Here is a 24085-nt window from a genome sequence, read left to right on the forward strand (position 1 = left end):
GTGGGATGCCTTCGGCCTCACACGTGCGGAGCCAGCTTAGCGATCTTCCTTCTCCCCCGAAGAAACCACTCCACCCCATCGAGCACCTGGCAGCGTTGGGTGCTGTCTGGCGAGTGGGCGGGTGCGCTGTCCCAACCCGTCGAGTTGATGGCGGGTGGCGGGTGTGGGTCGGATCTCTAGGGCGTTTTCGTGCAGGCTGTAGTGAAGTCCTGGATGGCCGTGGGGTTTCCGGCGGGGTGGGTGTGTAGATAGGACGCGTGCAGGTTGCCTTGGATGAAGCCCTCGCGGCGGGTGGTGCCATCGTGGTCGCGCCAGAGCCAGGCTGGGGGGGTTCCGTGGGTGGGGAGGGTGTGGGTGCGGTGGAACTCGTGGCCGGAGACTCGGGTTCCCTCTGGGTGCAACGGGGAGGTGGTGGCTGCTACCGCGTCTCGGTAGCCGAGTAGGAGGCGTGGAGTCATTGCTGCTTCGGCGTCTAGTACGCCGCACATGGGGTGGCCGTCCAGTTTGGTCACCAGGTAGAGCAGTCCGCCGCATTCGGCGTGCACGGGAGCGCCGGAGCGGGCTAGTGCGGCCACCTCGTTCCGCAGGGGTTCGTTGGTGGACAGGGCTTCCGCGTGGGCCTCGGGGAAACCTCCTGGCAGCACTAAGCCTGCTGTGCCTTCGGGGAGGTGGTTGTCGCGGATTGGGTCGACGATGGCGACTTCCGCGCCTGCCGCGCGGAGTAGTTCGGTGTGTTCGGCGTAGCCGAAGGTGAATGCGGGGCCGCCTGCTACCGCGATCACGGGTCGTCCCGCTGTGGGGGCTACCTCGCCTTCGGGGTTCCATTGTGGACCGTTGAAGGCGGGGGCTGACCGGGCGATTCGGATCACAGCCGCCAAGTCGACTGAGGTGGACATCAGGTCCGCCATTGCTTCCACGGCGCGTATTGCCGGGGTGCCGTGTTCGGCTGCGGGGATCAGGCCCAGGTGGCGGGAGGGGACGTCCACCTCGGCCGCGCGTCGGACCGAGCCCAGGACCGGGAGGCCGACGTCGGCGCAGGCCTCCCGGAGGACCTGCTCGTGGCGGTCCGAGCCGACCTGGTTGAGGACCACGCCAGCCAGGCGCACGCCTGGGCGGTAGGAGCGGAAACCGTGCAGCAGGGCCGCCAGGCTGGTGCTTTGGCCTCGGGTGTCGACCACCAGCAGGACCGGGGCATCGATCAGTTCGGCCACGTGCGCGGTTGAGCCGAAGCCGCCCGTGTTCACCTGGTGGCCGATTCTGCCGTCGAACAGGCCCATGACACCTTCGATGATGGCGGTGTCCGCGCCGCGTGCGCCGTGGCGGAACAGCGGGGCTATTCGGTGTTCTCCGACCAGGACCGGGTCCAGGTTTCGGCCGGGGCGTCCGGCGGCGAGGGTGTGGTAGCCGGGGTCGATGTAGTCCGGGCCGACCTTGAAGGGGGCCACTTGGTGGCCCTGGCGGCGCAGGGCCGCCATGAGGCCGGTGGCCACCGTCGTCTTTCCGCTGCCTGAACCTGGTGCGGCGACGACTAATCTGGCTACCACTCGATGCCCTTTTGGCCCTTGTGGCCCGCGTCCATCGGGTGCTTCACCTTGGTCATGTGGGTCACCAGGTCCGCCGCGTCCACAAGGGACTGTGGGGCGTCCCGGCCGGTGATGACGACGTGCTGGTGGCCCGGACGGTTGGCGAGAGTGGTGATCACGTCTTCGGTGTCGATCCAACCCCACTTGAGGGGATAGGTGAACTCGTCCAGGACATAGAGGTCGTGGCGCTCGTCGGCTATTCGGCGGGAGATTTCCGCCCAGCCCTCGCGGGCGGCTTCGGCGTGGTCGTCCTCGGTGCCCGACTTGCGGGACCAGGACCAGCCCGCGCCCATTTTGTGCCACTCGACCGGGCCGCCTTCGCCGGTTTGGTCGTGCAGCCGCCCCAAGGCCAGGAAGGCGGATTCTTCACCGACGCGCCACTTCGCGGACTTCACGAACTGGAACACGCCAATCGACCAGCCCTGGTTCCAGCCGCGCAGCGCCAAGCCGAACGCGGCGGTCGACTTGCCCTTCATCTCGCCAGTGTGGACCACGACCAAGGGGCGATTGCGCCGCTGGCGGGTAGTGAGGCCGTCCTGTGGGACGACGGCCGGTTTTCCTTGAGGCATGGCGAATCCTTATGCGGCGCGGGCGGCGCGGACGACACCCGCGACCGAGTCGGCGGACAGTTCTTCCAGGCGCAGACCGGTTCCGCGCAGCGCGACGGCGAGCGTGTTCGCCAAGCCGAGGCGGACGGGACCGCTCTCGCAGTCGACCACCACACTGGCGATGCCGTCGCCCGCGAGCAGCGCCGCCGCGCGGAGGGAATCGTGGACAGGGTTGCTTCCGTTGCGGGACAACGGAACCGTGGCGCGGCCATCGGTGACGACAACCAGTAGCGCGCGCCTGCGTGGGTCGCGCAGGCGTTCGGTGGCCAGGGTTTTGCGGGCGCGCATGAGCCCGTCGGCCAGTGGCGTGCGGCCGCCGGTCCGCAGGTTCCGCAACCGGGCCACGGCCGCCTCGACCGAGGACGTCGGCGGCAGCGCCAGCTCCGATTCCGCGCCGCGGAACGTCACCAGGCCCACCTTGTCCCGCCGCTGGTAGGCGTCGCGCAGCAGGGAGATCACCGCGCCGGTCACCGCCGACATCCGCTTGCGCGCGGCCATGGACCCGGACGCGTCGACCACGAACAGCACCAGGTTCGACTCCCGGCCCTCCCGCACCGCGTGCCGCACGTCGCCGGCCCGCACCAGCAGCCCCGGCCCGCTGCGGCCCCGGTCGCGCTGGAACGGCGCCGCCGCGATCAGCGTGCCGACCAGATGCACCCCGGACCCCTGCGTCGCCGACGAGCGCAACGCCCGCCCCGCCCCACCGCGCGACCGCGACCGCCTGCCCGGAGCCCCTTCGCCCACCCCGTCGATCTCCAACACCCGCGCCCGAAACGCCTCATCCGGCGCGACGGACCTGCCTTCGGCCGGATTCCCGGAGCCCAGGCCGCTAGGTCCTCGGCCATCGCCGCCCGCGCCATTTTCGCCCGCGCCGCCCGGACCCTCGCCATCGGCGCCCGCGCCTCCGGTGCCGTCGCCCCGGCCGCGGTTGCCCCAGCCGCTGGTGCTCTGGCCGTTCTTGCCCCAGCCGCCGGGGCCTTGGCCGTCGTCGCCTGAGCCGTCTTGGTCCCAGGGCCGGTTATCCCAGCCGCTGTCACCCGAGCCGCCGTCCCAGCGGTTCGCGCCCCAGTTGTCCGGCCCGCTGTTCGCCCCTAGCGAACCGTTCACTCCGTCCGGTGAATCTCCCCGGTTATCCACAGCCGAGTTATCCACAGGCCCATCCGACGCCCCGTTTTCGTCGGTGCCCCCCGGTAGACTGGATCGGGGATGGCCCCCAGGGAGGGTGGGCTCTGTGTGGGGGGCGTTGGGGGAGTTGGGCTGAGAGTTGTGGGCCTGGTCGGTGGGGGTTTGGGGGCTGGGGGAGCCGCCGCCGTTGGGGTCGTCGGGGTCTGGGGGTTGGTTGGCTTCTTGGGCGGCGTGGCGTAGGGCTTGTTCTAGGTGGGCCTGTTCTATGCCGGGCTGGTCGAAGGGGTCGCGGCGTCTGCGGTGGGGGAGGGCTAGGCGGGCGGAGACGGCTACGTCGATTTCCTCGACGGTGGTGGCGCCTCGCCAGGCGGCGTGGGCCATTGCGGTGCGGGCTAGGACTAGGTCGGCGCGCATGCCGTCTACGTCGAAGGCGGCGCAGACGGCGGCGATGCGGCGTAGTTCGGAGTGGGGGAGGGCGACCTCGGGGAGGGCCTTACGGGCGGCGACGATCTTGGCCGCCAGCTCCGCGTCGGCGCTGGACCAGTGGGTGGCGAAGCCCGCCGGGTCGGCCTCGAAGGCGAGCCTGCGGCGGATGACCTCGGTGCGGGTGGTGACGTCGCGGGCGGCCCGCACCTCGACGGTGAGGCCGAACCGGTCGAGCAGCTGCGGGCGTAGCTCGCCTTCCTCCGGGTTCATTGTGCCCACCAGCAGGAACGCCGCCGCGTGGGTCACCGACACGCCCTCCCGCTCGACGTGCGCGCGGCCCATCGCGGCGGCGTCGAGCAGCAGGTCGACCAAGTGGTCGTGCAGCAGGTTCACCTCGTCCACGTACAGCACGCCCCGGTGCGCTGCCGCCAGCAGACCGGGTTGATACGCGCGGACGCCCTCGGTCAGCGCCCGTTCCAGGTCCAGCGAGCCGATCAGCCGGTCCTCGGTTGCCCCCACCGGCAGCTCCACGAGCCGCGCCGCGCGGGTGTCGGACTCGGCCCCGGTGTGCGGGCCGTCCGGGCAGCGCGGGTCGGGCCTGGCCGGGTCGCAGGAGAACCGGCACCCGGCCACCACGTCGGCCTCAGGCAGCAGCGCCGCGAGAGCACGCACGACCGTCGACTTCGCGGTCCCCTTCTCACCGCGCACCAGCACACCGCCGATCCCGGGATGCACGGCGTTGAGCAGCAGGGAAAGCCGCAGGTCGTCATGCCCGACGACGGCGGAGAACGGGTAGTTCATCGGCGGTCACCGGTTTCCGACGTCGGGGCAATCGGTGCCAGGGCAGCCGGTGCCGGGACGGTCGGTGCCAGGACGCTCGGCGGCGGGGCAGCCGGTGCCGGGGCGGCCGGTGCCGGGGCAGCCGGTGCCGGGACGGTCGGCGCCAGGACGTTCGACGTCGGGGCAGCCGGTGCCAGGACGTTCGGTGCCGGGACAGTCGGTGCCGGGGCGGCCGGTGCCGGGGCAGTCGGTGCCAAGGTAAGCGAAGGCAGCACGCCGCGATCCTCACTCCGGGTCCGCGCCCGGGTCGGTCTCCGGCAGGGCCGAGTGTCCTGGCTCCCGGATCACCGCGCCGCTCCGGCCTTCCCAGGGCGACGCCCCGGTGGCACGCGGGGGAGTGGCGCTCCCCGGTCACAGTGGCGGGACCGCACCGGACTCGCACCGGTTTCCTCGCACACCCTGCTTGGTCGTCTGGCATCGTCGCAGACGGCGGCCCCCGCACCAACCACTGGTCAGGTGTTTACCGGCACATGTTCGCGGTCGTAGAACCAAAGGATCTCCTCGACGTGCGCCGCCTCGTCCCGGTCGTAGTCACCCTCCGCGTCGACCGGCATGAGGTACGCCGTATACTCGCCGTTGGCCGCCCCCGCCTCGTGGAGCTGTTCTACTGCCCATTTGCGCAGGCCTTGGGCAAGTGCCGTCGGTGTCGAGTCGGTGAAGCGAGTGATTCGCAGTGTGGTCACCCGGCTTCCCACGCCCTCACCGTCCCACCTGACTAGCTCGTAAGCATTGCTGGACATGCAACCTGACCCTTCTCTGTGTACCTTCGGTGCAACTATCAGCCACAAGTAGGCTAGCAAGCCTTCGTCAGGCTTCAGTTTGAAACTGCAACATTCACCCGAAAAGAGGACTCACACCCCGATGGCGACCAAACGAACGGTCAGCGGCAACCGCCGCGAACTGGGCGCTGCCCTGCGGAGTTTCCGCATGAGAGCGGGCTTCAAGCGGATCGAAGACGTCAACGACCTGATCGACGTGAGCACGGTGACCATGGGGCGGATCGAGAAGGGCGAAGCCCCAGTCGACCGCGCCAAACTGAAGGTGCTCGCCAGTGCCTACAAACTGACAACCAGCGAGCTTGACGGCCTGCTGGAGCTGGCCAAGCGCAGCCGGGGCAACAAGGGCACCTTCCCGGCCTTCGTGTCAGTGAAGACGCGGGCGTGGCTGGAGTTGGAGACCGAGGCGACCGAGATCCTGATGGTGCACATCGACCTCATCCCGGCGCACTTTCAGACCGAGACCTACATCCGCGCCTTGTTCGAGACGAACGGCGACATCATGCCAGCCGAGAGGGTAGGCGAACTGTTGAGCGTGCGTAAGAGGCGGCAGGACACGCTGACACAGCCCAACCCGCCCATGTTGCGCGCGGTGATCCACGAGTGCGCGCTGCGGCTGCCTGTGGGTGGCCCGGCGGTCATGCATGAGCAGTTGACCTACTTGGCGGCGATGTGCGACCTGCCGAACGTGGAAATCCAGATCCAGCCGACCAGCGCGGGTGGCTACCCGGGCATGGGCAGTTCGTTCCTGCTCATCCGGCTCGACAACGACCCTGCGACCGACCGGGTGCGCGTCGACACCCACGGCGAGGCGTTCTTTCGGGACCGCCAGTCCGCCACTGAACCGTATCGGGTCGCTTGGGAGCGCAAACGGGTTGCAGCGTTGAGCTTGCCAGCCTCCAAGGCCCTTATCCTGAAGGCTGCACGCTCGTACGCCTCAGCAGATGAGTCATAACTGTGGAACGGAGTGGTGAAGTCATGAGTGGGAGTCACGCGGGTCTGGTTTGGCGCAAGTCGAGCCGCAGCAGTGGCGCTGGTGGCAGCGGAAACACGAATGACTGTGTTGAGGTGGCCTTCGCGAACTCGGTGCCGTTGGTGCGTGACAGCAAGGGTGGTTCCGAAGGCGGTGTGCTGCGGTTGAGCGCCTCTGGCTTCGCGGCGCTGGTCGCCAGTGTGCGGGAGGCGTGATGGAGCTGGTGTGGCGCAAGTCGAGCCGCAGTAGTGGCGCTGGCGGTGACGGGAACACGAATGACTGTGTTGAGGTGGCGTTCGCGGGCTTGGTGCCGTTGGTGCGTGACAGCAAGGGCGGTTCCGAAGGCGCTGTGCTGCGGCTGAGCCCGTCCGGCTTCACCTCGCTCGTCACCGCCGTCAAGGACGGCGACCTGGCCTGAGCCACCCGGCGTCTAGTGTGTCCGTCCGTGGTGACTGTGGTGGGTATCGGAGCGGACGGCTGGGCGGGACTCGCGCCCGCCGCCCAAGCGGCGCTGGCCGCGGCTGAGGTCGTGGTCGGCGGCGCCCGCCAACTCGCTCTGCTTCCGCCGTCCTTGACAGCCAAGCGGGTCGAGTGGCCGTCGCCGCTGGTGCCCGCCATCCCCGAGATCCTGGCCGAGCACGCCCACCAGTCGGTGTGCGTGCTCGCCAGCGGGGACCCCATGTTCCACGGCATCGGCACGACCCTGCGCCGGTTCACCGACGTCCGGGTGCTGCCGCAGCCGTCGTCGGTGTCGCTGGCCTGCGCCCGGCTCGGCTGGGCGGTCGACTCCGTCGATGTCGTGAGCGCGGTCGCGCGTCCCGTCGAACGGCTCAATGCCTTCCTGCACAACGGCAGGCGCGTGCTGGTGCTGAGCGAGAACGCCCACACCCCGGCCGCCGTCGCCGCTCTGCTGCGCGAACGCGGCTTCGGCAAGAGCACGGTCACCGTGTTGACCGAGCTGGGCGGGCCGGGGGAGCGGGTCGACACCGGGACCGCAGCCGACTTCGCGGCCGATGCTGGCGATCTGAACATCGTCGCCGTCGAGTGCGTCGGCGCGCGGCACCTGCCCCGCACCCCCGGCCTGCCCGACGACGCCTACGAGCACGACGGGCAGATCACCAAACGCGAGATCCGCGCGGTCACCCTCGCCGCGCTCGCCCCGGAACCCGGCCTGCTCCTGTGGGACGTGGGCGCGGGGTCGGGCAGCGTGGGCATCGAGTGGTCGCGGACTCACCCGGCCTGCCGGGCCGTCGCCGTCGAGCCGCACCCTGAGCGCGCCGATCGCGTCGAGCGCAACGCGTCGGCCCTGGGTGTGCCGGAGTTGCGCGTGGTTCGCGGCGCGGCGCCGGACGCGCTTTCCGGTCTGCCCGCCCCGGACGCGGTGTTCGTGGGCGGCGGCGTGACCGCGGACGGCGTGCTTCCCGCGTGCTGGGCGGCGCTGCGGCCCGGTGGCCGGATCGTGGTGAACGCGGTGACGGTCGAGTCCGAGCAGTTGGTCACCCGGTGGCACGCCGAGGTCGGCGGTGAGTTGACCCGGCTGTCGGTCAGCCGCGCCGCGCCGCTCGGCGGCTTCACCGGGTGGCGGCCGATGATGCCGGTCACCCAGTGGGCGGCCACCAAGGAGGAGGACACATGACGGTGCATTTCATCGGCGCGGGACCCGGCGCGGCCGACCTGATCACCCTGCGCGGCCAGCGCATCATCGCCGCGTCGCCGGTCTGCCTCTACGCGGGCGCGTTGGTGCCGGACGAGGTGTTGGAAGCGTGTCCGCCGGGGGCGCGGAAGGTCGACACGGCGAATCTGACTCTGGACGAGATCATGGCCGAACTGCTTGCCGCGCACGCGGAAGGCCACGATGTGGCGCGGCTGCACTCCGGGGACCCGTCGGTGTTCAGCGCCATGGCCGAGCAGATGCGCCGCCTCGACGCGGCGGGCGTGCCCTACGACGTGACGCCCGGTGTGCCCGCCTTCGCCGCCGCCGCCGCGTCGCTGCGGTGTGAGTTGACCGTGCCCGCTGTCGGTCAGACCGTCGTGCTGACTCGCACCTCCGCCCGCGCGACGCCGATGCCGCCCGGGGAGGATCTGGCCATACTGGGCCAAAGTCGGGCCACCGTCGTGCTGCACCTTGCCGTGCAACGGATTGACGAGGTGGTCGCGGAACTCGTGCCGAACTACGGCTCGCATTGCCCGGTCGCCGTCGTCGCCTACGCCTCGCGGCCAGACGAAGTGATTTTGCGCGGCACGCTGGCCGATATCGGCGACCAGGTTCGCGCGGCCGGGATCAAGCGCACGGCGGTGATCATCGTGGGCCGGGTGCTCGACCCGGACGGCTTCTGCGAGAGCCACCTGTACTCGGCCGCGCGCGAGCGTCAGTGAGCGCGGCCCACGATCGTCCCGGCGCGGTCGATCACCACCACGTCGACGGCGATTTCCGCGCCCCGCAACACTTCCACCGCCGTTCGCCGGGCGCGCTCGGCCACCGCGTCGCCGAGCGGCACGCCTGCGGCCTCGGCCAGCCGCAGCGCCTCCAGGGCGGTGTTGCCCTGGGCGATCCGCTCGGCGAGGTCCGCGTCACCGCCTGCGGCGATCGCGGTCTCGGCCAGGTTGCGCAAGTCCACTTGCGACCGTCCAGAGTGGAGGTCGAGATGGCCGTCGGCGAGCTTGGACAGCTTCCCGAAGCCGCCCGCGATCGTCAGGCGCGGCACGGGATGGCGGCGCAGGTACTTGAGCACCGCGCCCGCGAAGTCGCCCATGTCGAGCAGGGCGTCTTCGGGCAGCCCGTAGAGGGCCATCACGGTCTTCTCGGACGTGGAACCGGTGCACCCGGCCACATGGGTGTAGCCAGCGGCGCGGGCGACGTCGATGCCGCGCCGGATGCTGTCGATCCACGCCGAGCACGAGTACGGCACGACGACACCGGTCGTGCCCAAAATGGACAGTCCGCCGAGGATGCCGAGTCGGGGATTCCAGGTCTTGCGGGCCAGTTCTTCGCCGTGGTCGACCGAGATTTCCACGATCACATCGCCGGTCCCGTTGTGCGCCGCGGCCACGGCGGCCACGTGCTCGCGGATCAGCTGGCGGGGAACGGGATTGATCGCGGGCTCGCCGACCGCCAGCGGCAGCCCCGCCTTAGTGACCGTGCCCACCCCGGGGCCTGCCCGGAAAGTCACGCCCGTTCCCGGTTCGCCGTGCCGGACCGTGGCGCGGATGAGTGCGCCGTGGGTGACGTCCGGGTCGTCGCCCGCGTCCTTGACCACTCCGGCCATGGCGGACTCGGCGGCCAACGACTCGACCGCCAGGGCGAATGCGGGCGTCTGTCCTTTGGGGAGGGTTATGCCGACCGGATCGGGGAACTCGCCGGTGAGCAGCGCGGTGTAGGCGGCCGTGGTCGCCGCGGTCGCGCACGCCCCGGTCGTCCAGCCATAGCGCAGCCCTTCCGGCGTGCGTCGTGCTCCGGTCATGGCACCAGCGTGAACGATGGCCGAGACCACAGGGCAGCGGGGGTGCGGTCGTGAAGGTGCTGGTGCTCGGCGGGACCGGTGAAGCGCGGGCGCTGGCCGCCGCTCTGCACGAGCGGGACGTCCACGTGGTCTCGTCGCTGGCGGGCCGGGTGCGGAATCCGAAGCTGCCGGTCGGCGAGGTGCGGATCGGAGGGTTCGGCGGGCCCGCGCGGCTCGCCGAATGGCTGGCGCACGAGGGAATCGACGCGGTGGTGGACGCCACGCACCCGTTCGCCGAGCGGATCAGCGCCTCGGCGGCGTCGGCGGCCCATGCCGCGGGCGTTCCGTTGATCATGCTGCGCAGGCCGGGGTGGGCGTCCCGGCCGGGGTGGCACTGGGTGGCGGATCTGGCTGAAGCCGCCGTTCGGATCGAGTCGCTGGGGGAGCGGGTCTTCCTGACCACCGGGCGGCAGGGGCTGGCCGCGTTCGCCGAGTCGCCGCTGTGGTTCCTGGTGCGGTGCGTCGACCCGCCGGACCCGCCGATGCCCGCGCGGACCCATCTTGTGCTGGACCGGGGGCCGTATTCGGTGGAGGGCGAGCTTGCTCTGATGCGTGAGCACCGGGTGGACGTGCTGGTCACCAAGGACAGCGGCGGTCCGCTGACGGTCGCCAAGCTCGACGCGGCCGAGCGATTGGGGCTGCCGGTGGTGGTCGTCCGCCGACCGGACATACCGGACATTCCGATCGTCGAGACAGTAGGTCATATCCTCGGTTGGCTGACGCAAGCCGTACCCCCTTCGACACCGAAGCCCGGCGGTTAGCCTGGCCCGACAAGACCGGCTGGAAGGGGGAACGTCATGCTCGCGGCCGAGACCGCCGCCCGACTGGCGCGCTGCGCGGCAGTCATGGAAGTCGCCGATCCGCCGCGCGCGGGCGTCATCGCGTTCCATGGGGAGGTGCCGGACGGCGACCTGGGCGACCTCGTCGTCGCGGCTCCGCGCGGCGACACCGTCGAGGCTGTGACCGTCGCGGCGATGCGGTTGTCGGTCGCCGACGCGATCCCGGTCCTGACCCGGGCCCGTCGTGACCCGGCCGCCCACCCTGCCGCCGCGTTCTGGGGCGCGGTCGTGCTCGTCGCCCTGCAACTGGTGGCACGCGGCCGGATCGTGCCCGGAGTGTCGCCGGGCGGGTTCGACGCCTGGCGCGCCGGGCCGCTCGACGCGGCCGACGCCGAACGGCTGCGCGAACTCGCCGCCGCGATGCCCGCCGAGGCCCGCGCGACCCCGTTGCCCGACCGCGACCCGCTCGAACTGCCCGACGCGCACACCCTCGTCCGGGCCTTCGTGGACGCCGTGGCCGACGGGATGCCGCGCACCGCCGCCGCGCCGCTGGCCACCGGAAGCCCGCTGTTCGCCTCCCGCGCGCCGAACCGGGTGCCGCATCTGCGGTCCTGGTCCGACGAGCTGTCGGCGGGCATCGACGCGGGCGTGCGGGTCTCGCTGCGGCTGGAAGTCGCGGGCGGCTACGCCGAGGGCGCCTTCCACGCCGTCGTCCAGGCGCACTCGCTCGCCGACCCGGCCGTGATGGTCGACGCGGGAGAGCTGTGGGAGCGCACCGACCACGGCCTGGGCGCGAGCGCCCGTGTCGAGCTGACCCGCGCCCTGCGCCGCGCCGCCCGCACCTGGCCGGTGCTCGACCGGCTGCTGTTCCAAGGCGTCCCCGACCGGCTGGTGCTCGACGACGCCGAGGTCAACGACCTGTTCACCCAGTCGCCCCGGCTCGCCGCCGCCGGGATCGACGTGCACTGGCCGCGCGACCTGGTCGGCACCCTCACCGCGCGGGCCATGGTCGGCCGGTCCGACTCGCCGCCGTCCGACCTGCGCTCGGTGCTCGGCGGCGACGGCCTGCTGTCGTTCGACTGGCAGCTCGCGCTCGGCGACCAGCCGCTGACCCGCGCCGAACTCGACCGGCTCGCCGAGGCGCACCGGCCGGTGGTGCGGCTGCGCGACCAGTGGGTGCTGGTCGACCCGGACCTGGCCCGCAAGGCGCGCGACCGCGAACTCAAGCCAATCACGCCGCTGGAAGCGCTGGGGGTGGCGCTTGCCGGGTCGACCGAGGTCGACGGGCGCACGGTCGAGGTCGTCGCCGACGACTGGTTGGAGGCGCTGCGGGCCCGCATCGCCGATCCTGACGGCGGCGCTGAGCCGGTCGAGCAGCCCGCCGCGCTCGACGCGACCCTGCGCGACTACCAGCTTCGGGGCCTGCGGTGGCTGGCCAGGATGACATCGCTGGGGCTTGGCGGATGTCTCGCCGACGACATGGGTTTGGGCAAGACGGTCACGTTGATCGCCCTGCACTTGCACCGTCAGTCCGATGTGGACACCGCTGGCCCGACGCTGGTCGTGTGTCCTGCTTCGCTTTTGGGGAACTGGGAACGGGAGGTCCAGCGGTTCGCGCCCGGCACCGCCGTGCGGCGGTTCCATGGCGCCGGCCGTTCGCTCGACGGCGCTACGGACGGCTTTGTGCTCACCACCTACGGCACGATGCGGCTTGACGCGGAACGGCTCGGCGGGCACCGCTGGGGTCTGCTCGTGGCCGATGAGGCGCAGCACGTGAAGAACCCGGCTTCGGGCACCGCCAAGGCATTGCGAGCCATTCCGGCGGGCGCCCGCGTCGCCCTCACCGGCACTCCCGTCGAGAACAATCTGTCCGAGCTGTGGGCGGTGCTCGACTGGACCACCCCCGGCCTGCTTGGCACCCTGGGGCATTTCCGTTCCCGCTGGGCGAAGCCGATCGAAGCCGACCACGACGACGCCACCGCCGACCGCCTGGCGCGGCTCGTGCGGCCGTTCCTGTTGCGGCGGCGCAAATCCGACCCCGGCATCGCCCCCGAACTGCCGCCCAAGACCGAAACCGACCAGCCCGTGTCTCTTACTCACGAGCAGGCCGCGCTGTACACGGCTGTCGTGCGCGAGACCATGACCGCGATCCGCGAGGCCGACGGGATGGCCCGCCGCGGCCTGATCATGAAGCTGCTGACGGCGCTCAAGCAGATTTGCAACCATCCCGCGCAGTATCTGAAGGAATCCAAGGCCCGGCTCACTGGCCGCTCCGGAAAGCTGGAACTGCTGGACGAGTTGCTGGACACGATTCTGGCCGAAGACGGCGCCGTCCTGGTCTTCACCCAGTACGTCACGATGGCGCGGCTTTTGGAGCGGCACCTGCGCGATCGCGGCGTCCCGACCGGGTTCCTGCACGGCGCGACTCCCGTGCCGCGCCGCGAGAGCTTGGTGAAAGAGTTCGGAGAAGGCGCTTTCCCCGTCTTCCTCCTGTCGGTGAAAGCGGCGGGAACCGGTCTGAACCTCACCCGCGCCGACCACGTGGTCCACTACGACCGCTGGTGGAACCCGGCCGTCGAAGACCAAGCCACCGACCGCGCCTACCGGATCGGCCAAACCCGGCCGGTCCAGGTGCACCGCCTCATCGCGGAAGGCACCGTGGAGGACCGCATCGCCGAAATGCTGCGGTCCAAACGGGACTTGGCGGACGCCATCCTCACCGCAGGCGAAGCCGCGCTGACCGAGCTGACCGACGCCGAACTGGCGGACCTGGTGGAACTGCGGGGAATCCGATGACCGCGCGCGGCTTCCCCGCTTTCCCTCCGTCTCGCGGCCCGGGGTCGTTCGCGCGGTCCTGGTGGGGCCGAGCCTGGGTGAAGGCGGTCGAGGACACCGCACTGGACCAGGCTCAACTGCGCCAAGGCCGCAAGTACGCCCGCACCGGTTACGTGGGCGCGATCACCGTCAGCCCCGGCCTGTTGTCCGCCACGGTCCGCGACTACGAAGACGACACCAGCTACCAGACGATGGTGCGGCTGGAACCGTTGTCCGACACCGAATGGAGCCGGTTCCTGGGTCAGGTGGCCGCCCAGGCGGGCCACATCGCCGCCCTCCTGGACGGCGACATGCCCGCCGACCTGGTGGACGCCGCCGCCGACGCCGGTGTTCGCCTGCTGCCCGAAATCGGCGACCTGGACCCGGAATGTCCTTGCCCCGGTTGGGAACTGCCGTGCAGGCACGCCGCCGCCCTGTCCTACCAGGCGGCCTGGCTGCTCGACGCCGACCCGTTCATCCTCCTGCTGCTGCGCGGCAAAGGCCAACAAGAACTCCTGGCCGCCCTCCACGGCCTGGAGACCGCCGCCCCCGACACCCCCGGCACCCCGGCCGCGGCCGTTTTCGCCCAGCCCCCACACCCCCTCCCCGCCCCACCCCCAATCCCCGACGCGCCCGCCCCGCCCCTGTCGTTCCCCGCCGCGGAGGGCATCGACCCGGCCGCCCTGGAACTCCTCGCCACCGACGCCGCCACCCGCGCCCGCCAGTGGTTGACCGGCGACATCACCGACCTTCCACGCTGGCCAGACACTGTCCGCTACGCCGCCACCTACCCCGCGACAACCGACCGCCTCCGCCAACGCCACCCCACCCTCGACCGCGCCATCGCCGCCTGGCACACCGGCGGCCAGCCCGCCCTCGAAGTCCTCGAAACCCCCTGGGCCCCACCCCGAACCGACCTTGCCCGCGCCCACGACGCCCTGGCCAACTCCTGGGAGGACACCCCACCAGAGGTCACCATCTGGCGAAACCACTGGACAATCGGCGAAGTCCAACTCCGCTACGGCAAAGACGGCCGCTGGTACCCCTACCGCCCCTCCGCTGGCGATTGGTGGCCCGCGGGCCCGCCGCAGCGCGACATCGCCTCGGCCTTGTTGTCGGTGCTGAGCTAACCTGGCCTTCCCCGCTCGTCCGTCGCGCCGGGGAACTTGTTAGCTGCTCCTGACGGGGCGTCGTGAGTACATGCTTCCGGTTTGGCGCGAGGTGGAATGTGGATAGTGCTGAGTGGGACGGAGCAACACTTCGCACCACCTACGGGGATGACTACCTGGCGCGGCGAGACAGATTCGCGTCGGCGGCGCATGACGGCGACTGGAAGAGTGTGCTGGAGGAACTCGCCAAGTCTCCAGAGCTGGTCAACGCCTGGCGTCCGGGCGGCGCCAGTTGGTATACGCCGGTGCATCAGGCGGCTTGGCACGGTGCGAATCCCGAGGTCGTCCGGGCCCTGGTCAGCCATGGCCCGTGGCTGACTCTGCGCACAGCGGCGGGTGACCGGCCACTCGATATCGCACTGCGCGGAGGGCACGCGCACCTCGGTGGCCTGCTCACGCCAGTGATCCGCAATCCCGTGCCCACCGACGTGCTTGCCGCCCTCCAGAAGCACTTTCACGACCTTGTCCGCGAGCGCGCGGCCGACTTGGTCGACAAGCATCAGCTGCGGTTGCCCGAACTTGACCTGCTGACCGAACTCTCCGACGGCCGGATGTCGTTTCCGGTGCCTGGGATGTATGGGGGTTTCTACTACGTCCTGCAGGGACAGGAACTTGAGGTCAAGAGCTGGTCGCGGGTGGTGGGCGGTTCAGGGCAGACGCACCGGATCACTGTTGACGGGTGTCGGATGACCGAGTCCGGCTATGTTTGATCGGCGCACCGATCTGGCTGGAGCGCGGTGTCGAGGCCGCGCTCCAGCCACCCGAAGAACGCCGGGTAGTCGGCCCGCACGCTGAGCCGCACCAGGTGGCCCTCCGGGGCTGTGGTCATCCGGCCGATCTCGTCCAACACCACCCGTTCACGCGCCAACTCCACATACGGCAACTGAAGCGCGGCGGACAAGGCGAGCGCGTCGTGTTGGAGCGTGGCTGGGTGGAAACGCTCGAACCACTGGGCCATGTGCGCCGCCAGCAGCCCCGCCCACGGCGGCGCCCCAGGGTGGGCGAGCCTGCGATGCAGGGCGTCGTCGCGGCGGATTTCGATTTGCGGAGTGAACGTCGTGTCCGACAGGACCAGGCTCGGCACGTGGGCCGAACGCACCAGGGTCGCCGCCGCGGCGGGGTCGACCCGGAAGTTGTGCTCCGCGCGCGTCGGATCGCGGTATCGCAGCGCCCCACCCATCTGAGTCACGGCCAACCGGTCAGCCAGATCCGGTCGCGCCGCAAGCACCTCCGCCAGGTTCGACGCAGGCCCGAGCCCGGCCCACCGCACCGGCCCCTCGACCCCCGCGCACACCTTGGCGACGGCGTCCACGACCCCGCCCGGCTGGTCAGGCACCGCGTCGGGAACCAGTCCGTCCACACAGTCCAGCCGGGTATTGCCCAGAGCCGCCCCCGCCACCACCGGCACGTCCGCGCGCCCCACCAGGTCCAACAACAACCGCGCGAACCGCGCCCGCCGCCCACCCAGCTCGTCCACCGTGGTCACCAGCGCCAGCGACGGCTCGGCAGCGGCCAACACCAACGCGACCGCGTCATCCGGATCACCTCCGACGTCGGTGTCCACGATGAGCGGCTCATCCGGGGCCATCGGGCGCTCACGCTCACAGTTCAGCTCGTCACCGCTCATACCGTCCGCTGTCCTTCTCCGCCGATCACCCAGAGCGTCCCACCACCGCCCGCGCTCGACGGGGGCGGTGAGCCCGAGATCACCAGCGGGATGTGGCGGGGGCGGCCACCCGGCTCGCGGCGAGGACTCCGAGGAGCCGGGCGCAGGTCGCCTCGCCCTTGCCGTTTCCGACCTGGACGAACTGGACGGACGCGTTGATCAGGGCGTTGCGGGCGGCTTCGTGATCGCCCAGGGCGGCGTAGGCCTGGCCGAGCATCAGGCGGACGTTCGCGGTGCAGCGTTCGTCGCCCAGGGAATCGAAGGTCTCCAGGGCGCGGGCCAGGCAGCGGATCGCGGCGGGCCAGTCGTTCTCGCTCATGTGGAGTTGCGAATACACCTGCAGGACATTGGCCGTGCGGTGGTCGTCGCCGAGTTCGGCGCAGGCGCGCATCGCCGTGTCCAGGAACGCCTTGGCCTCCTTCGGTCGCCCTTGGGCGATGCGGACGGCGGCCAGTCCGTTGCGGACCTGGACGGCGCCGTTCACGTCGCCGACCTCGACCAGCAGGTCCAGCGCGCACAGGGCGGCCGCCGCCGCCTCATCGTGGCGTTCGGTCTCGCGCAGGATCGAAGCCGTGCCCGCGAGCGCTCGGGCGACGCCGTGCCGGTCGCCGATCCGCTCGCTGATCCGACCCGACTCGGCCAAGGCGGCCATCGCCTCGGGAAAGTTGTCCCAGTAGATGTGCAGCTGGCCGATCCCGCGCAGCAACGCCGCCACCCCGCGATCGCACCGCGCCCGCCTCGCCGCGGGCAGGGCACGGCGGTGGCACCGGAACCACTCTCCCCGAAGCCCCATGTGGTCGAAGTAGACGGCGGCGACCACGGCGATCTCCCACGCCAGGTCGCCCATCCCGAGGTCCGCGGCGAGCCCGACGGCGAATACCAGTGCCTGGTGCTCAAGGTTGAACCAGGCATAGGGAGCGGTGCGGACGTCGAAGTCGACGGGGTAGCGGAACGCGTCGCCCGGCAGCGGGCGCAGCACGCTCCTGGGGAGACCCTCAGCGGCGCGTTCGGCCAGCCACAGCCATCCGCCGAGAACGCGGGTGACGGCTTGCCGCCGGTCCGGTTCAGGATCTTTCCCGGCCTGTTCTCGGGCGAACGACAGCAGCAGGTCGTGCAGCCGGTACCGGCCAGGTCCAACCGACTGCACGATGTGGCAGCGCACGAGGTCGTCCACCAACGAGTCGGCCTCAGCCCCGGCGTCCAGCAACGCGCGGGCCACCCACCCGGAGAAGGTCACCCCGGGCAGCAGGCCGAGCCTACGGAACAACAGGAGGTGCTCCGGTCGCAGGTAGCGCTGACTGAAAGCGAAGGCGGACTGCGCCGCCACGTCGCCCGTCCGCGCGACCGCCTCGTCGGCCACCGCGCCCGCGGCCTCCGCCAGGGAAAGGCCGGGCTGGTCGGCGAGCCTGCGGCCGACGATCGCCAGCGCGAGCGGCACCCCGCGGCACAGTTCCAGTACCTTGGCCGTTGCCGCCCGCTCGTTGTCGAGCCGGTCCTGTCCGACGATGCGCGCCAGCAGCGCGGCGGCGTGCGCCGCGGGCATCCCCGACAGCGGGACGTGCTGGACGCCCGTGAGTCCGGCGATCGGCAGGCGGCTGGTGACGATCAGCCCGCAGCCTGGCTCACCCGGCGTGAGCGCCCGGACTTGGTGTTCGTCCAGCGCGTCGTCGAGCACCACCAACACCCGGCGGCCGGAAAGCATGTCCTGGAACAGTTCAGCGCAGCCAGGCTGGTCCGCGGGCAGCATGTCGGCGGGCACACCGAGCGCTTGAAGGCACCGTGACAACGCCGCCATCGGAGTCAGCGGCTCGGTGCTGGTTCCACACAATGGGACCAGCAGAACTCCGTCCGGGTAGCTCGCTTTGACCTCGTGGGCGAGTTTGACCGCCAGTGCGGTCTTGCCCATGCCGCCCGCGGCCGTGAGCATCAGCATCGGCGGCGCGTCCCGGCCGGGCGCGGGAGTCAGCAGCCGGGTGAGCTCCGCCAATTCGCTGTGCCTGCCGGTGAAATCGGCCTCCGGGAGGGGAAGCCTGCACGGCCCGCCCCGCCGTCGCAGGACCGAGTAGCTGTGCGGCCGCAGACCGGGCTCGGCGCGCAGAATCGCCGCGTGCAGGGCCTGCATCGCGGGCGAAGGGGGAACGCCCAGCTCATCGGCGAGGACTCGGTGCCAGTCGCGGTACGCCCGCAGGGCCTCGGCGATCCTTCCGGACCGGGCCATCGCGGTCATCAGGAAACCGCGCAGCCGTTCCCGGAACGGGTGCGCGGCGATCAGATTCGGCAGTTCGGCCGCGACCCGCGCACACCGGTCAAGCTCCAGGTCCACCTCGATGCGTTCCTCGGTCGCCGCCAGGAACAACTCTTGCCACTGCGCGGCCGCCACCCGCGCGGCGGGGACGGTGACATCGGCCAGCGCCGGGCCCTGCCAGCGCCGCAGCGCTTCGGCCAACCGGCGCGACCCGGATTCGAGTTCGCCGTCGGCGACCAACGCGCGCCCGGCTTCGACATCGCCGCGGAATCGGTCCACATCCAACTCTCCCGCGGAAACGCGCAACAGATAACCGGTGCCCCTGGTGACGATGTTCAACCCGGGCAGCGCGTGGCGCAATTGCGAGATCAATCCCTGGATCTTCACTTTGGCGGACGCGGGTGGTTCCGCACCCCATAGTTCGTCGACGAGCCGATAACGCGGCACAATCTCGCCCGCCGACAGCAGCAAGATTGTCAGCACGGCCTTCGCCTGCGGTGTGCCGATTGGTAACTCGGCGCCGCCCCGAAACACGCGCACCGGCCCCAGCACGCGAAAATCCCAGTCTGCCGCCTCTGTTCCCATCGCGCCGTCCCCCGTCCCCCACGACTTCGGCACGACCAGCCTCGCACATCGGTGTTCACCTCGGGGTAGCCTGTTCGGGGGAAATTCCGGCGTGGGTGGTGTACGCACAGGATTTCCGTTCCAGATCTCGTGCCGAAGCCTTGTCGGCTCCGGCACGAGATGTTCCGTGAAACTGGACGGCTATGTCGGGTTCGGGCCCGGTGATCTATTCGGCGGCGGTCACTTCCGCCGCACCTCTCAACAGTCGTACCAGCGTCCCGACCACCCGGAACCGGGGGCGTAGCTCTGGCACCAGTTGCCGGTGCCGTTGTTCACCCACACCGTGACCACCCGGCTGCCGGTGCTGGTGTTCTCCAGGTAGATCGTTCCCGTGTGGTCAGCGCGGCCATTGCCCGGCATCGGTTTCCAACCCCCCGAGTTCGGCCACGCGTGCCAGATCGTGCGGTCGGGGGCGATGCCGAAGCATTCGTCCGAAACGGTGGCCCAGTCCACAAGCCTGACGACAGTCCCATCCCGGAAGGTCCCGGTGTAGCCGAAACACGACTGCTGGAAGGACTCCTGGCCCGCCGTGCCCGTCGGCGTCAGGGATTGCCTGCTCACCGTCGTGTGCGACACAGGCTCGGAGACCGGCGCCGCCGTGGCCACGCCGCTCCCGCCGAACAGGACGCCGACCGCGAACAACGCCGCGGTCACCAGTCGGATTCTTTGTCTGATCATGGTTGTCTCACCCCTGGTTGCTGCTGGCTGGTGGAACAGGTCGAACACTGACCTCGTCCGCTAACCGATCGCTAACAGGGGGAGCCGCGGCCCAGGTCTCCCGACGCGGTGCTACGCGGACTCGGGTCCCGGTTCCGCGGCGGGGTTCTCGCGCAAGGGCCCGACGACCGCGACCGGGCAGGGCGAGCGGTGCACTACCGCGTGGCTCACCGAACCCGTCACCAGCCTGCTGAGCATGCCTCGTCCGTGGCTGCCGACGACCAGGAGCCGGGCGCCCTGGGCTTCTTCGAGGAGGGCGTGCGCGGGGCGGTCAGTTTTGTGCAGGGCGCGTACCGGCACGGTCGGGTAGTCGCCGCTCCAGCGGTGGAGTTGGTCGTTGACCAGGAGTTCCGCCGCGTCGATCGGTCGGTTGTCGCCCTCGGCGCGGAACAGGGCCGAGATGACCGCGTCGATCGGGCGGTCGGACCAGGCGTGCACCGCCACCAACGCGGCGCCGTGGCGGGCGGCGTGGTCGAAGGCGAAGCCCAGCGCGCGCTCACTGGTGGGTGACCCGTCGACACCGACGACTACCGGTCCTGTGGCATAAGACGCGCCGCGGACCACCACCGTCGGGGTGGTGGGTGAGCGGACCAGGGTGGTGGCGGTGGACCCCAGCAGGGCGTCCACGGCTCCGCTGGCGCCTGAGGAGCCCAGCACGAGCAGCGTGGCCTCGGTGTCGTGGACGAGCGCGGCCAGCAGCCGCACCGGGGGGCCGTCCAGCAGCACTGGGGTGACCTCAAGCTCGGGATGCGCGGCGCGGGTCTCGTCGGCGGCCTCGGTCAGTTCGGTGTTCGCGGCGTTGCGAATCAGGTCCTGGTCGAACGCGAAATCGTGGGTGACGGTCATCGGGAACCCGGTGACCGGCCACTGCGGCTCCACGACCCGCGCGACCACCAGCGGGCGCCCGCGGTTCCCGGCCTCATCGGCGGCCCAGGCTAGGGCGTCCTGCGATCCCGTCGAGCCGTCGTAGCCGACGACGACGGCTCCGGTGGTCAGGGCGGTCATCACGGTCCTCTCGGGGGCGAATCGGAACTGGGCGGGGCCTCGTCCGCGTCGAGCACGTCCAGGACCAGCAGCGGGACGCCCTGTTGGCAGGTGGTCGCCATCTCCGGCCGGGGTCGGCCGCGGACGGTGATCTCGCCCGACTCCGGCAGCCGCTCCCGCGCGCCCAACAGCAGATATGTCTGGTCGCCATCGGTCAGGAGCAGGCAGCCGGGCTCGATCCCGTGGCTCACCCGTCCGCGCAGGGTGAGCACCCCGGCCCCGGTGTCCGAGGTCGCCGGGACCGTGCTGGTGGGGCTTGGGGGAGTGCTCGGGGGATCGTCGGACACCCCGCACGCGGACAGCGCGAACACGCAGAGCACGACCCCGGGCAGCGGTCCACCGCCCGGACGCCGAAGGCCGTCGCGCTCTATCACTAGGAAGGGGTACCCCGCCGCGCGCGGGCGACTCCGGCGGAGCTCGTCCGACTATCGCCAGATGGCAAGCTCAGGGCGTGACGTCGTTCGCTCGCCCACTGGATGTCCCGGCGGTGCGCGGGTTGCTTGCCGCGCGGTTTCCGGCGTGGGCCGATTTGCCGATTTCGCCCGCGCCTTTCGGCGGGACGGACAACCTGATGTTCCGGCTCGGCGCGGACATGGTGGTGCGGCTGCCGCGGTCACGGGCGGCGGCCGGGCAGGTCGGCAAGGAGCAGCGGTGGTTGCCGAGGCTGGGCCCGTTTCTCTCGTTGGCGGTGCCCGTCCCACTCGGGATGGGCGAGTCGACCGGCGACTACCCGTGGCCGTGGTCGGTCTACCGGTGGTTGCCCGGGGTGAGCCTGGTCGACGGCGACGTGCGCGATCCGCGGGACACAGCGCGGCGGCTCGGCCGGTTCCTGGTGGACCTGTGGTCGGTCGACCCGGCGGATGGGCCTGCGAGCGGGCCCGGCAACGGCGACCGGGGCGTGCCGCTGGCCGTGCGCGACCGGGCCACCCGGACGGCGATCGCCGACTTGGCCGATGTCCTCGACGTGGCCGAGGCGACCCGGGAGTGGGAGGCCGCCCTGGCCGCGGACGCTTTTGCCGGATCGCCCCGCTGGCTGCACGGCGACCTGCACGCGGGCAACCTGCTGGCCGACCAGGGCAGGCTGAGCGCCGTGGTCGACTTCGGCCTGCTCGCCGTGGGCGACCCGGCCTGCGACCTGATGGCCGCTTGGACGCTGCTGACCGAGGACAGCCGGGCGGTGTTCCGCGCGGCCGTCGCGGTCGACGACGCCACCTGGGCCCGCGGCCGAGGCTGGGCGCTGTCCTTCGCGGCGATCGCCCTGGCGGTCTATCGCGGCACCGAGTCACCCCTGGTCGGCATCTCCGAACATGCCCTCCGCCAACTGCTGACCACTCCGGTCGCGTGAATACCGGCGGAAACCAGGGGTAGCGCGCGGACCCGCAGGGTAGCCCGGGTTTGTCCGCTTGGTCTGCCCGAGGAGTCCCAGTGGCGCTCACCCAGTCAGCGACGCCGGTCCCGACTCGCCCGTACCCAGTACGGCACGCGCCGCGCGGGTCGGCGCTGCTGGCGCTGATCCGCACGACCGACCACAAGCAAATCGGAATCCTCTACCTCACCACGTCGTTCGCGTTCTTCCTCGCGGGCGGCCTGATGGCGGTGCTGATGCGCGCCGAACTGGGCGTGCCCGGACTCCAGTTCCTCTCGCTGGAGCAGTACAACCAGCTGTTCACCATGCACGGCACGGTGATGATGCTGCTCTACGCCACCCCGAACGTGTTCGGGTTCGCCAACTTCGTGCTGCCCCTGCAGATCGGGTCGCCGGACGTCGCGTTCCCCCGACTCAACGCGCTGTCCTACTGGCTGTACCTGTTCGGCGGGCTCATCACCATGGCGGGGTTCATCACCCCCGGTGGCGCCGCCGATTTCGGCTGGTTCGCCTACACACCGCTGTCCACCAGCGTCCACTCGCCCGGACCGGGCGGAAACCTGTGGGCGGTGGGGCTCATCATCGGCGGCCTGGCGACCATCCTCGGCGCGGTCAACATGCTCACCACGATCGTGTGCCTGCGCGCCCCCGGGATGACGATGTGGCGGATGCCGATCTTCACCTGGAACATCCTGTTCACCAGCGTCCTGGTGCTGCTGGCCTTCCCGATCCTGACCGCGGCCCTGTTCGGCCTGCTCGCCGACCGGCTGATCGGCGCGCACGTGTTCGACGCGTCCGGCGCCGGGGCGATCATGTGGCAGCACATGTTCTGGTTCTTCGGCCACCCCGAGGTCTACATCGTGGCGCTGCCGTACTTCGGGATCGTCAGCGAGATCATCCCGGTGTTCAGCCGCAAACCGCTGTTCGGCTACAAGGCGCTGGTCTTCGCCACGATCGGAATCATGGCGCTGTCGATGACGGTGTGGGCGCACCACATGTTCGCCACCGGGGCGGTCCTGCTGCCGTTCTTCGCCTTCCTGTCCTTCATGATCGCCGTGCCGACTGGCATCAAGTTCTTCAACTGGATCGGCACGATGTGGCGCGGGCAGCTCACCTTCGAGACCCCCATGCTGTTCACCGTCGGGTTCCTCGTCACCTTCCTGCTCGGCGGGCTCACCGGAGTGCTGCTGGCCGCGCCCGCGATCGACTTCCACGTGCACGACACCTACTTCATCGTCGCGCACTTCCACTACGTCCTGTTCGGCACGATCGTGTTCGCCACCTTCGCCGGAATCTATTTCTGGTTCCCCAAGATGACCGGCCGCTTCCTCGATGAGGGATGGGGCAAAGTCCATTTCTGGACCACCTTCATCGGATTCCACCTCACCTTCCTCGTGCAGCACTGGCTCGGCAGCGCGGGCATGCCCCGCCGTTACGCCGACTACCTCCCCGGCGACCAGTTCGCCCTGATGCACGCCGTCTCCACCATCGGCGCGTTCGTCCTCGGCGCGTCGGTGCTGCCGTTCATCTGGAACGTCCTGCACAGCTACCGCTTCGGCGAGCCGGTCGACGCCGACGACCCGTGGGGCTACGGCAACTCCCTCGAATGGGCGACCAGCAGCCCGCCGCCGCGGCACAACTTCACCGAACTGCCCAAGATCCGCTCCGAACGCCCCGCCTTCGAACTCCACTACCCGCACATGGTCGACCGGTTCCGCGAGGAAGCGGTCGTCGGCGGCCGTCGCGCCGCCGCCCCCTCGGAAGTCCTCGCCGCCCAGACCCAGCCCGACGACCAGGACGGCCAGGGCGACCCGCGGGCCAAGTGACCAT

21 protein-coding genes and 1 riboswitch are annotated in these 24085 nt (G+C 70.6%); of the genes, 11 read left to right on the forward strand and 10 right to left on the reverse strand.

Annotated elements, in window-relative coordinates:
- Positions 1 to 176: 176 nt before the first annotated feature.
- The 4 genes from ACZ6SD_RS21125 to ACZ6SD_RS21140 all read right to left on the reverse strand — a co-directional run bounded on the left by ACZ6SD_RS21125 (position 177) and on the right by ACZ6SD_RS21140 (position 5265).
- Positions 177 to 1544, reverse strand: coding sequence for a cobyrinate a,c-diamide synthase (locus ACZ6SD_RS21125; protein WP_465318669.1), 1368 nt, complete (start codon positions 1542 to 1544; stop codon positions 177 to 179).
- Positions 1538 to 2152: a cob(I)yrinic acid a,c-diamide adenosyltransferase gene (cobO, locus tag ACZ6SD_RS21130; protein WP_465318670.1), complete on the reverse strand. Its 615-nt coding sequence runs from the start codon at positions 2150 to 2152 to the stop codon at positions 1538 to 1540. The genes ACZ6SD_RS21125 and cobO overlap by 7 nt, the downstream gene beginning before the upstream one ends.
- A gap of 9 nt (positions 2153 to 2161) precedes the next feature.
- Positions 2162 to 4543, reverse strand: a complete 2382-nt coding sequence (locus ACZ6SD_RS21135; protein WP_465318671.1) for a magnesium chelatase subunit D family protein — start codon at positions 4541 to 4543, stop codon at positions 2162 to 2164.
- Between the two features lie 305 nt (positions 4544 to 4848).
- A riboswitch (cobalamin riboswitch) is annotated at positions 4849 to 4973 on the reverse strand.
- 61 nt (positions 4974 to 5034) lie between these two features.
- Complete coding sequence (locus tag ACZ6SD_RS21140) at positions 5035 to 5265, reverse strand: hypothetical protein (protein ID WP_465318672.1); 231 nt, start codon at positions 5263 to 5265, stop codon at positions 5035 to 5037.
- Positions 5266 to 5443: 178 nt separating this feature from the next.
- On the opposite strand from ACZ6SD_RS21140, the gene ACZ6SD_RS21145 reads away from it, so the two are divergent.
- Genes ACZ6SD_RS21145 through cobM form a run of 5 tightly spaced genes read left to right on the forward strand, consistent with a single transcriptional unit; the run spans position 5444 to position 8707 of the window.
- On the forward strand, positions 5444 to 6313 hold the full coding sequence (locus tag ACZ6SD_RS21145; RefSeq protein WP_465318673.1) for a helix-turn-helix domain-containing protein: 870 nt from the start codon (positions 5444 to 5446) through the stop codon (positions 6311 to 6313).
- Between the two features lie 23 nt (positions 6314 to 6336).
- Entirely contained in the window at positions 6337 to 6546 is a 210-nt protein-coding gene (locus tag ACZ6SD_RS21150) for a DUF397 domain-containing protein (RefSeq protein ID WP_465318674.1), read from the forward strand.
- Positions 6546 to 6749, forward strand: coding sequence for a DUF397 domain-containing protein (locus ACZ6SD_RS21155; protein ID WP_465318751.1), 204 nt, complete (start codon positions 6546 to 6548; stop codon positions 6747 to 6749). Before ACZ6SD_RS21150 ends, ACZ6SD_RS21155 begins: the two co-directional genes overlap by 1 nt.
- Positions 6750 to 6788: 39 nt before the next feature.
- Complete coding sequence (cbiE, locus tag ACZ6SD_RS21160; RefSeq protein WP_465318675.1) at positions 6789 to 7967, forward strand: precorrin-6y C5,15-methyltransferase (decarboxylating) subunit CbiE; 1179 nt, start codon at positions 6789 to 6791, stop codon at positions 7965 to 7967.
- The gene (cobM, locus tag ACZ6SD_RS21165) at positions 7964 to 8707 is read left to right on the forward strand and encodes a precorrin-4 C(11)-methyltransferase (protein WP_465318676.1); all 744 of its coding nucleotides are present in this window, start codon (positions 7964 to 7966) and stop codon (positions 8705 to 8707) included. Before cbiE ends, cobM begins: the two co-directional genes overlap by 4 nt.
- Here cobM and ACZ6SD_RS21170 read toward each other — a convergent pair.
- Positions 8701 to 9792 (reverse strand): cobalt-precorrin-5B (C(1))-methyltransferase, encoded by a 1092-nt coding sequence (locus ACZ6SD_RS21170; protein WP_465318677.1) that lies wholly within the window; start codon positions 9790 to 9792, stop codon positions 8701 to 8703. The genes cobM and ACZ6SD_RS21170 overlap by 7 nt on opposite strands.
- A 50-nt stretch (positions 9793 to 9842) precedes the next feature.
- Here ACZ6SD_RS21170 and ACZ6SD_RS21175 point away from each other — a divergent pair, with 50 nt between their 5' ends.
- The 4 genes from ACZ6SD_RS21175 (at position 9843) to ACZ6SD_RS21190 (ending at position 15303) form a co-directional block, all read left to right on the forward strand.
- Positions 9843 to 10592 (forward strand): cobalt-precorrin-6A reductase, encoded by a 750-nt coding sequence (locus ACZ6SD_RS21175; protein WP_465318678.1) that lies wholly within the window; start codon positions 9843 to 9845, stop codon positions 10590 to 10592.
- 36 nt (positions 10593 to 10628) lie between these two features.
- Positions 10629 to 13406, forward strand: coding sequence for a DEAD/DEAH box helicase (locus ACZ6SD_RS21180; RefSeq protein ID WP_465318679.1), 2778 nt, complete (start codon positions 10629 to 10631; stop codon positions 13404 to 13406).
- Positions 13403 to 14554, forward strand: coding sequence for an SWIM zinc finger family protein (locus ACZ6SD_RS21185; RefSeq protein ID WP_465318680.1), 1152 nt, complete (start codon positions 13403 to 13405; stop codon positions 14552 to 14554). The genes ACZ6SD_RS21180 and ACZ6SD_RS21185 overlap by 4 nt, the downstream gene beginning before the upstream one ends.
- Before the next feature lie 98 nt (positions 14555 to 14652).
- The gene (locus ACZ6SD_RS21190) at positions 14653 to 15303 is read left to right on the forward strand and encodes a hypothetical protein (protein ID WP_465318681.1); all 651 of its coding nucleotides are present in this window, start codon (positions 14653 to 14655) and stop codon (positions 15301 to 15303) included.
- Here the strand turns inward: ACZ6SD_RS21190 and ACZ6SD_RS21195 are convergent.
- The 5 genes from ACZ6SD_RS21195 to ACZ6SD_RS21215 form a co-directional block, all read right to left on the reverse strand.
- Positions 15294 to 16220, reverse strand: coding sequence for a nucleoside hydrolase (locus tag ACZ6SD_RS21195; RefSeq protein WP_465318682.1), 927 nt, complete (start codon positions 16218 to 16220; stop codon positions 15294 to 15296). The genes ACZ6SD_RS21190 and ACZ6SD_RS21195 overlap by 10 nt on opposite strands.
- A 79-nt stretch (positions 16221 to 16299) precedes the next feature.
- Positions 16300 to 18987: an AfsR/SARP family transcriptional regulator gene (locus tag ACZ6SD_RS21200; protein ID WP_465318683.1), complete on the reverse strand. Its 2688-nt coding sequence runs from the start codon at positions 18985 to 18987 to the stop codon at positions 16300 to 16302.
- A gap of 339 nt (positions 18988 to 19326) precedes the next feature.
- Positions 19327 to 19806: a hypothetical protein gene (locus tag ACZ6SD_RS21205; protein ID WP_465318684.1), complete on the reverse strand. Its 480-nt coding sequence runs from the start codon at positions 19804 to 19806 to the stop codon at positions 19327 to 19329.
- A 111-nt stretch (positions 19807 to 19917) separates the two neighbouring features.
- A complete protein-coding gene (locus ACZ6SD_RS21210; RefSeq protein WP_465318685.1) occupies positions 19918 to 20850 on the reverse strand; it encodes a universal stress protein in 933 nt (310 codons plus the stop codon).
- Complete coding sequence (locus tag ACZ6SD_RS21215; RefSeq protein WP_465318686.1) at positions 20850 to 21263, reverse strand: hypothetical protein; 414 nt, start codon at positions 21261 to 21263, stop codon at positions 20850 to 20852. Before ACZ6SD_RS21215 ends, ACZ6SD_RS21210 begins: the two co-directional genes overlap by 1 nt.
- 77 nt (positions 21264 to 21340) lie before the next feature.
- On the opposite strand from ACZ6SD_RS21215, the gene ACZ6SD_RS21220 reads away from it, so the two are divergent.
- Entirely contained in the window at positions 21341 to 22234 is an 894-nt protein-coding gene (locus ACZ6SD_RS21220; RefSeq protein ID WP_465318687.1) for an aminoglycoside phosphotransferase family protein, read from the forward strand.
- 80 nt (positions 22235 to 22314) lie between these two features.
- On the forward strand, positions 22315 to 24081 hold the full coding sequence (gene ctaD / locus ACZ6SD_RS21225) for an aa3-type cytochrome oxidase subunit I (protein WP_465318688.1): 1767 nt from the start codon (positions 22315 to 22317) through the stop codon (positions 24079 to 24081).
- Positions 24082 to 24085 lie beyond the last annotated feature (4 nt).

It is taken from the genome of Actinokineospora sp. NPDC051303, assembly GCF_055586285.1.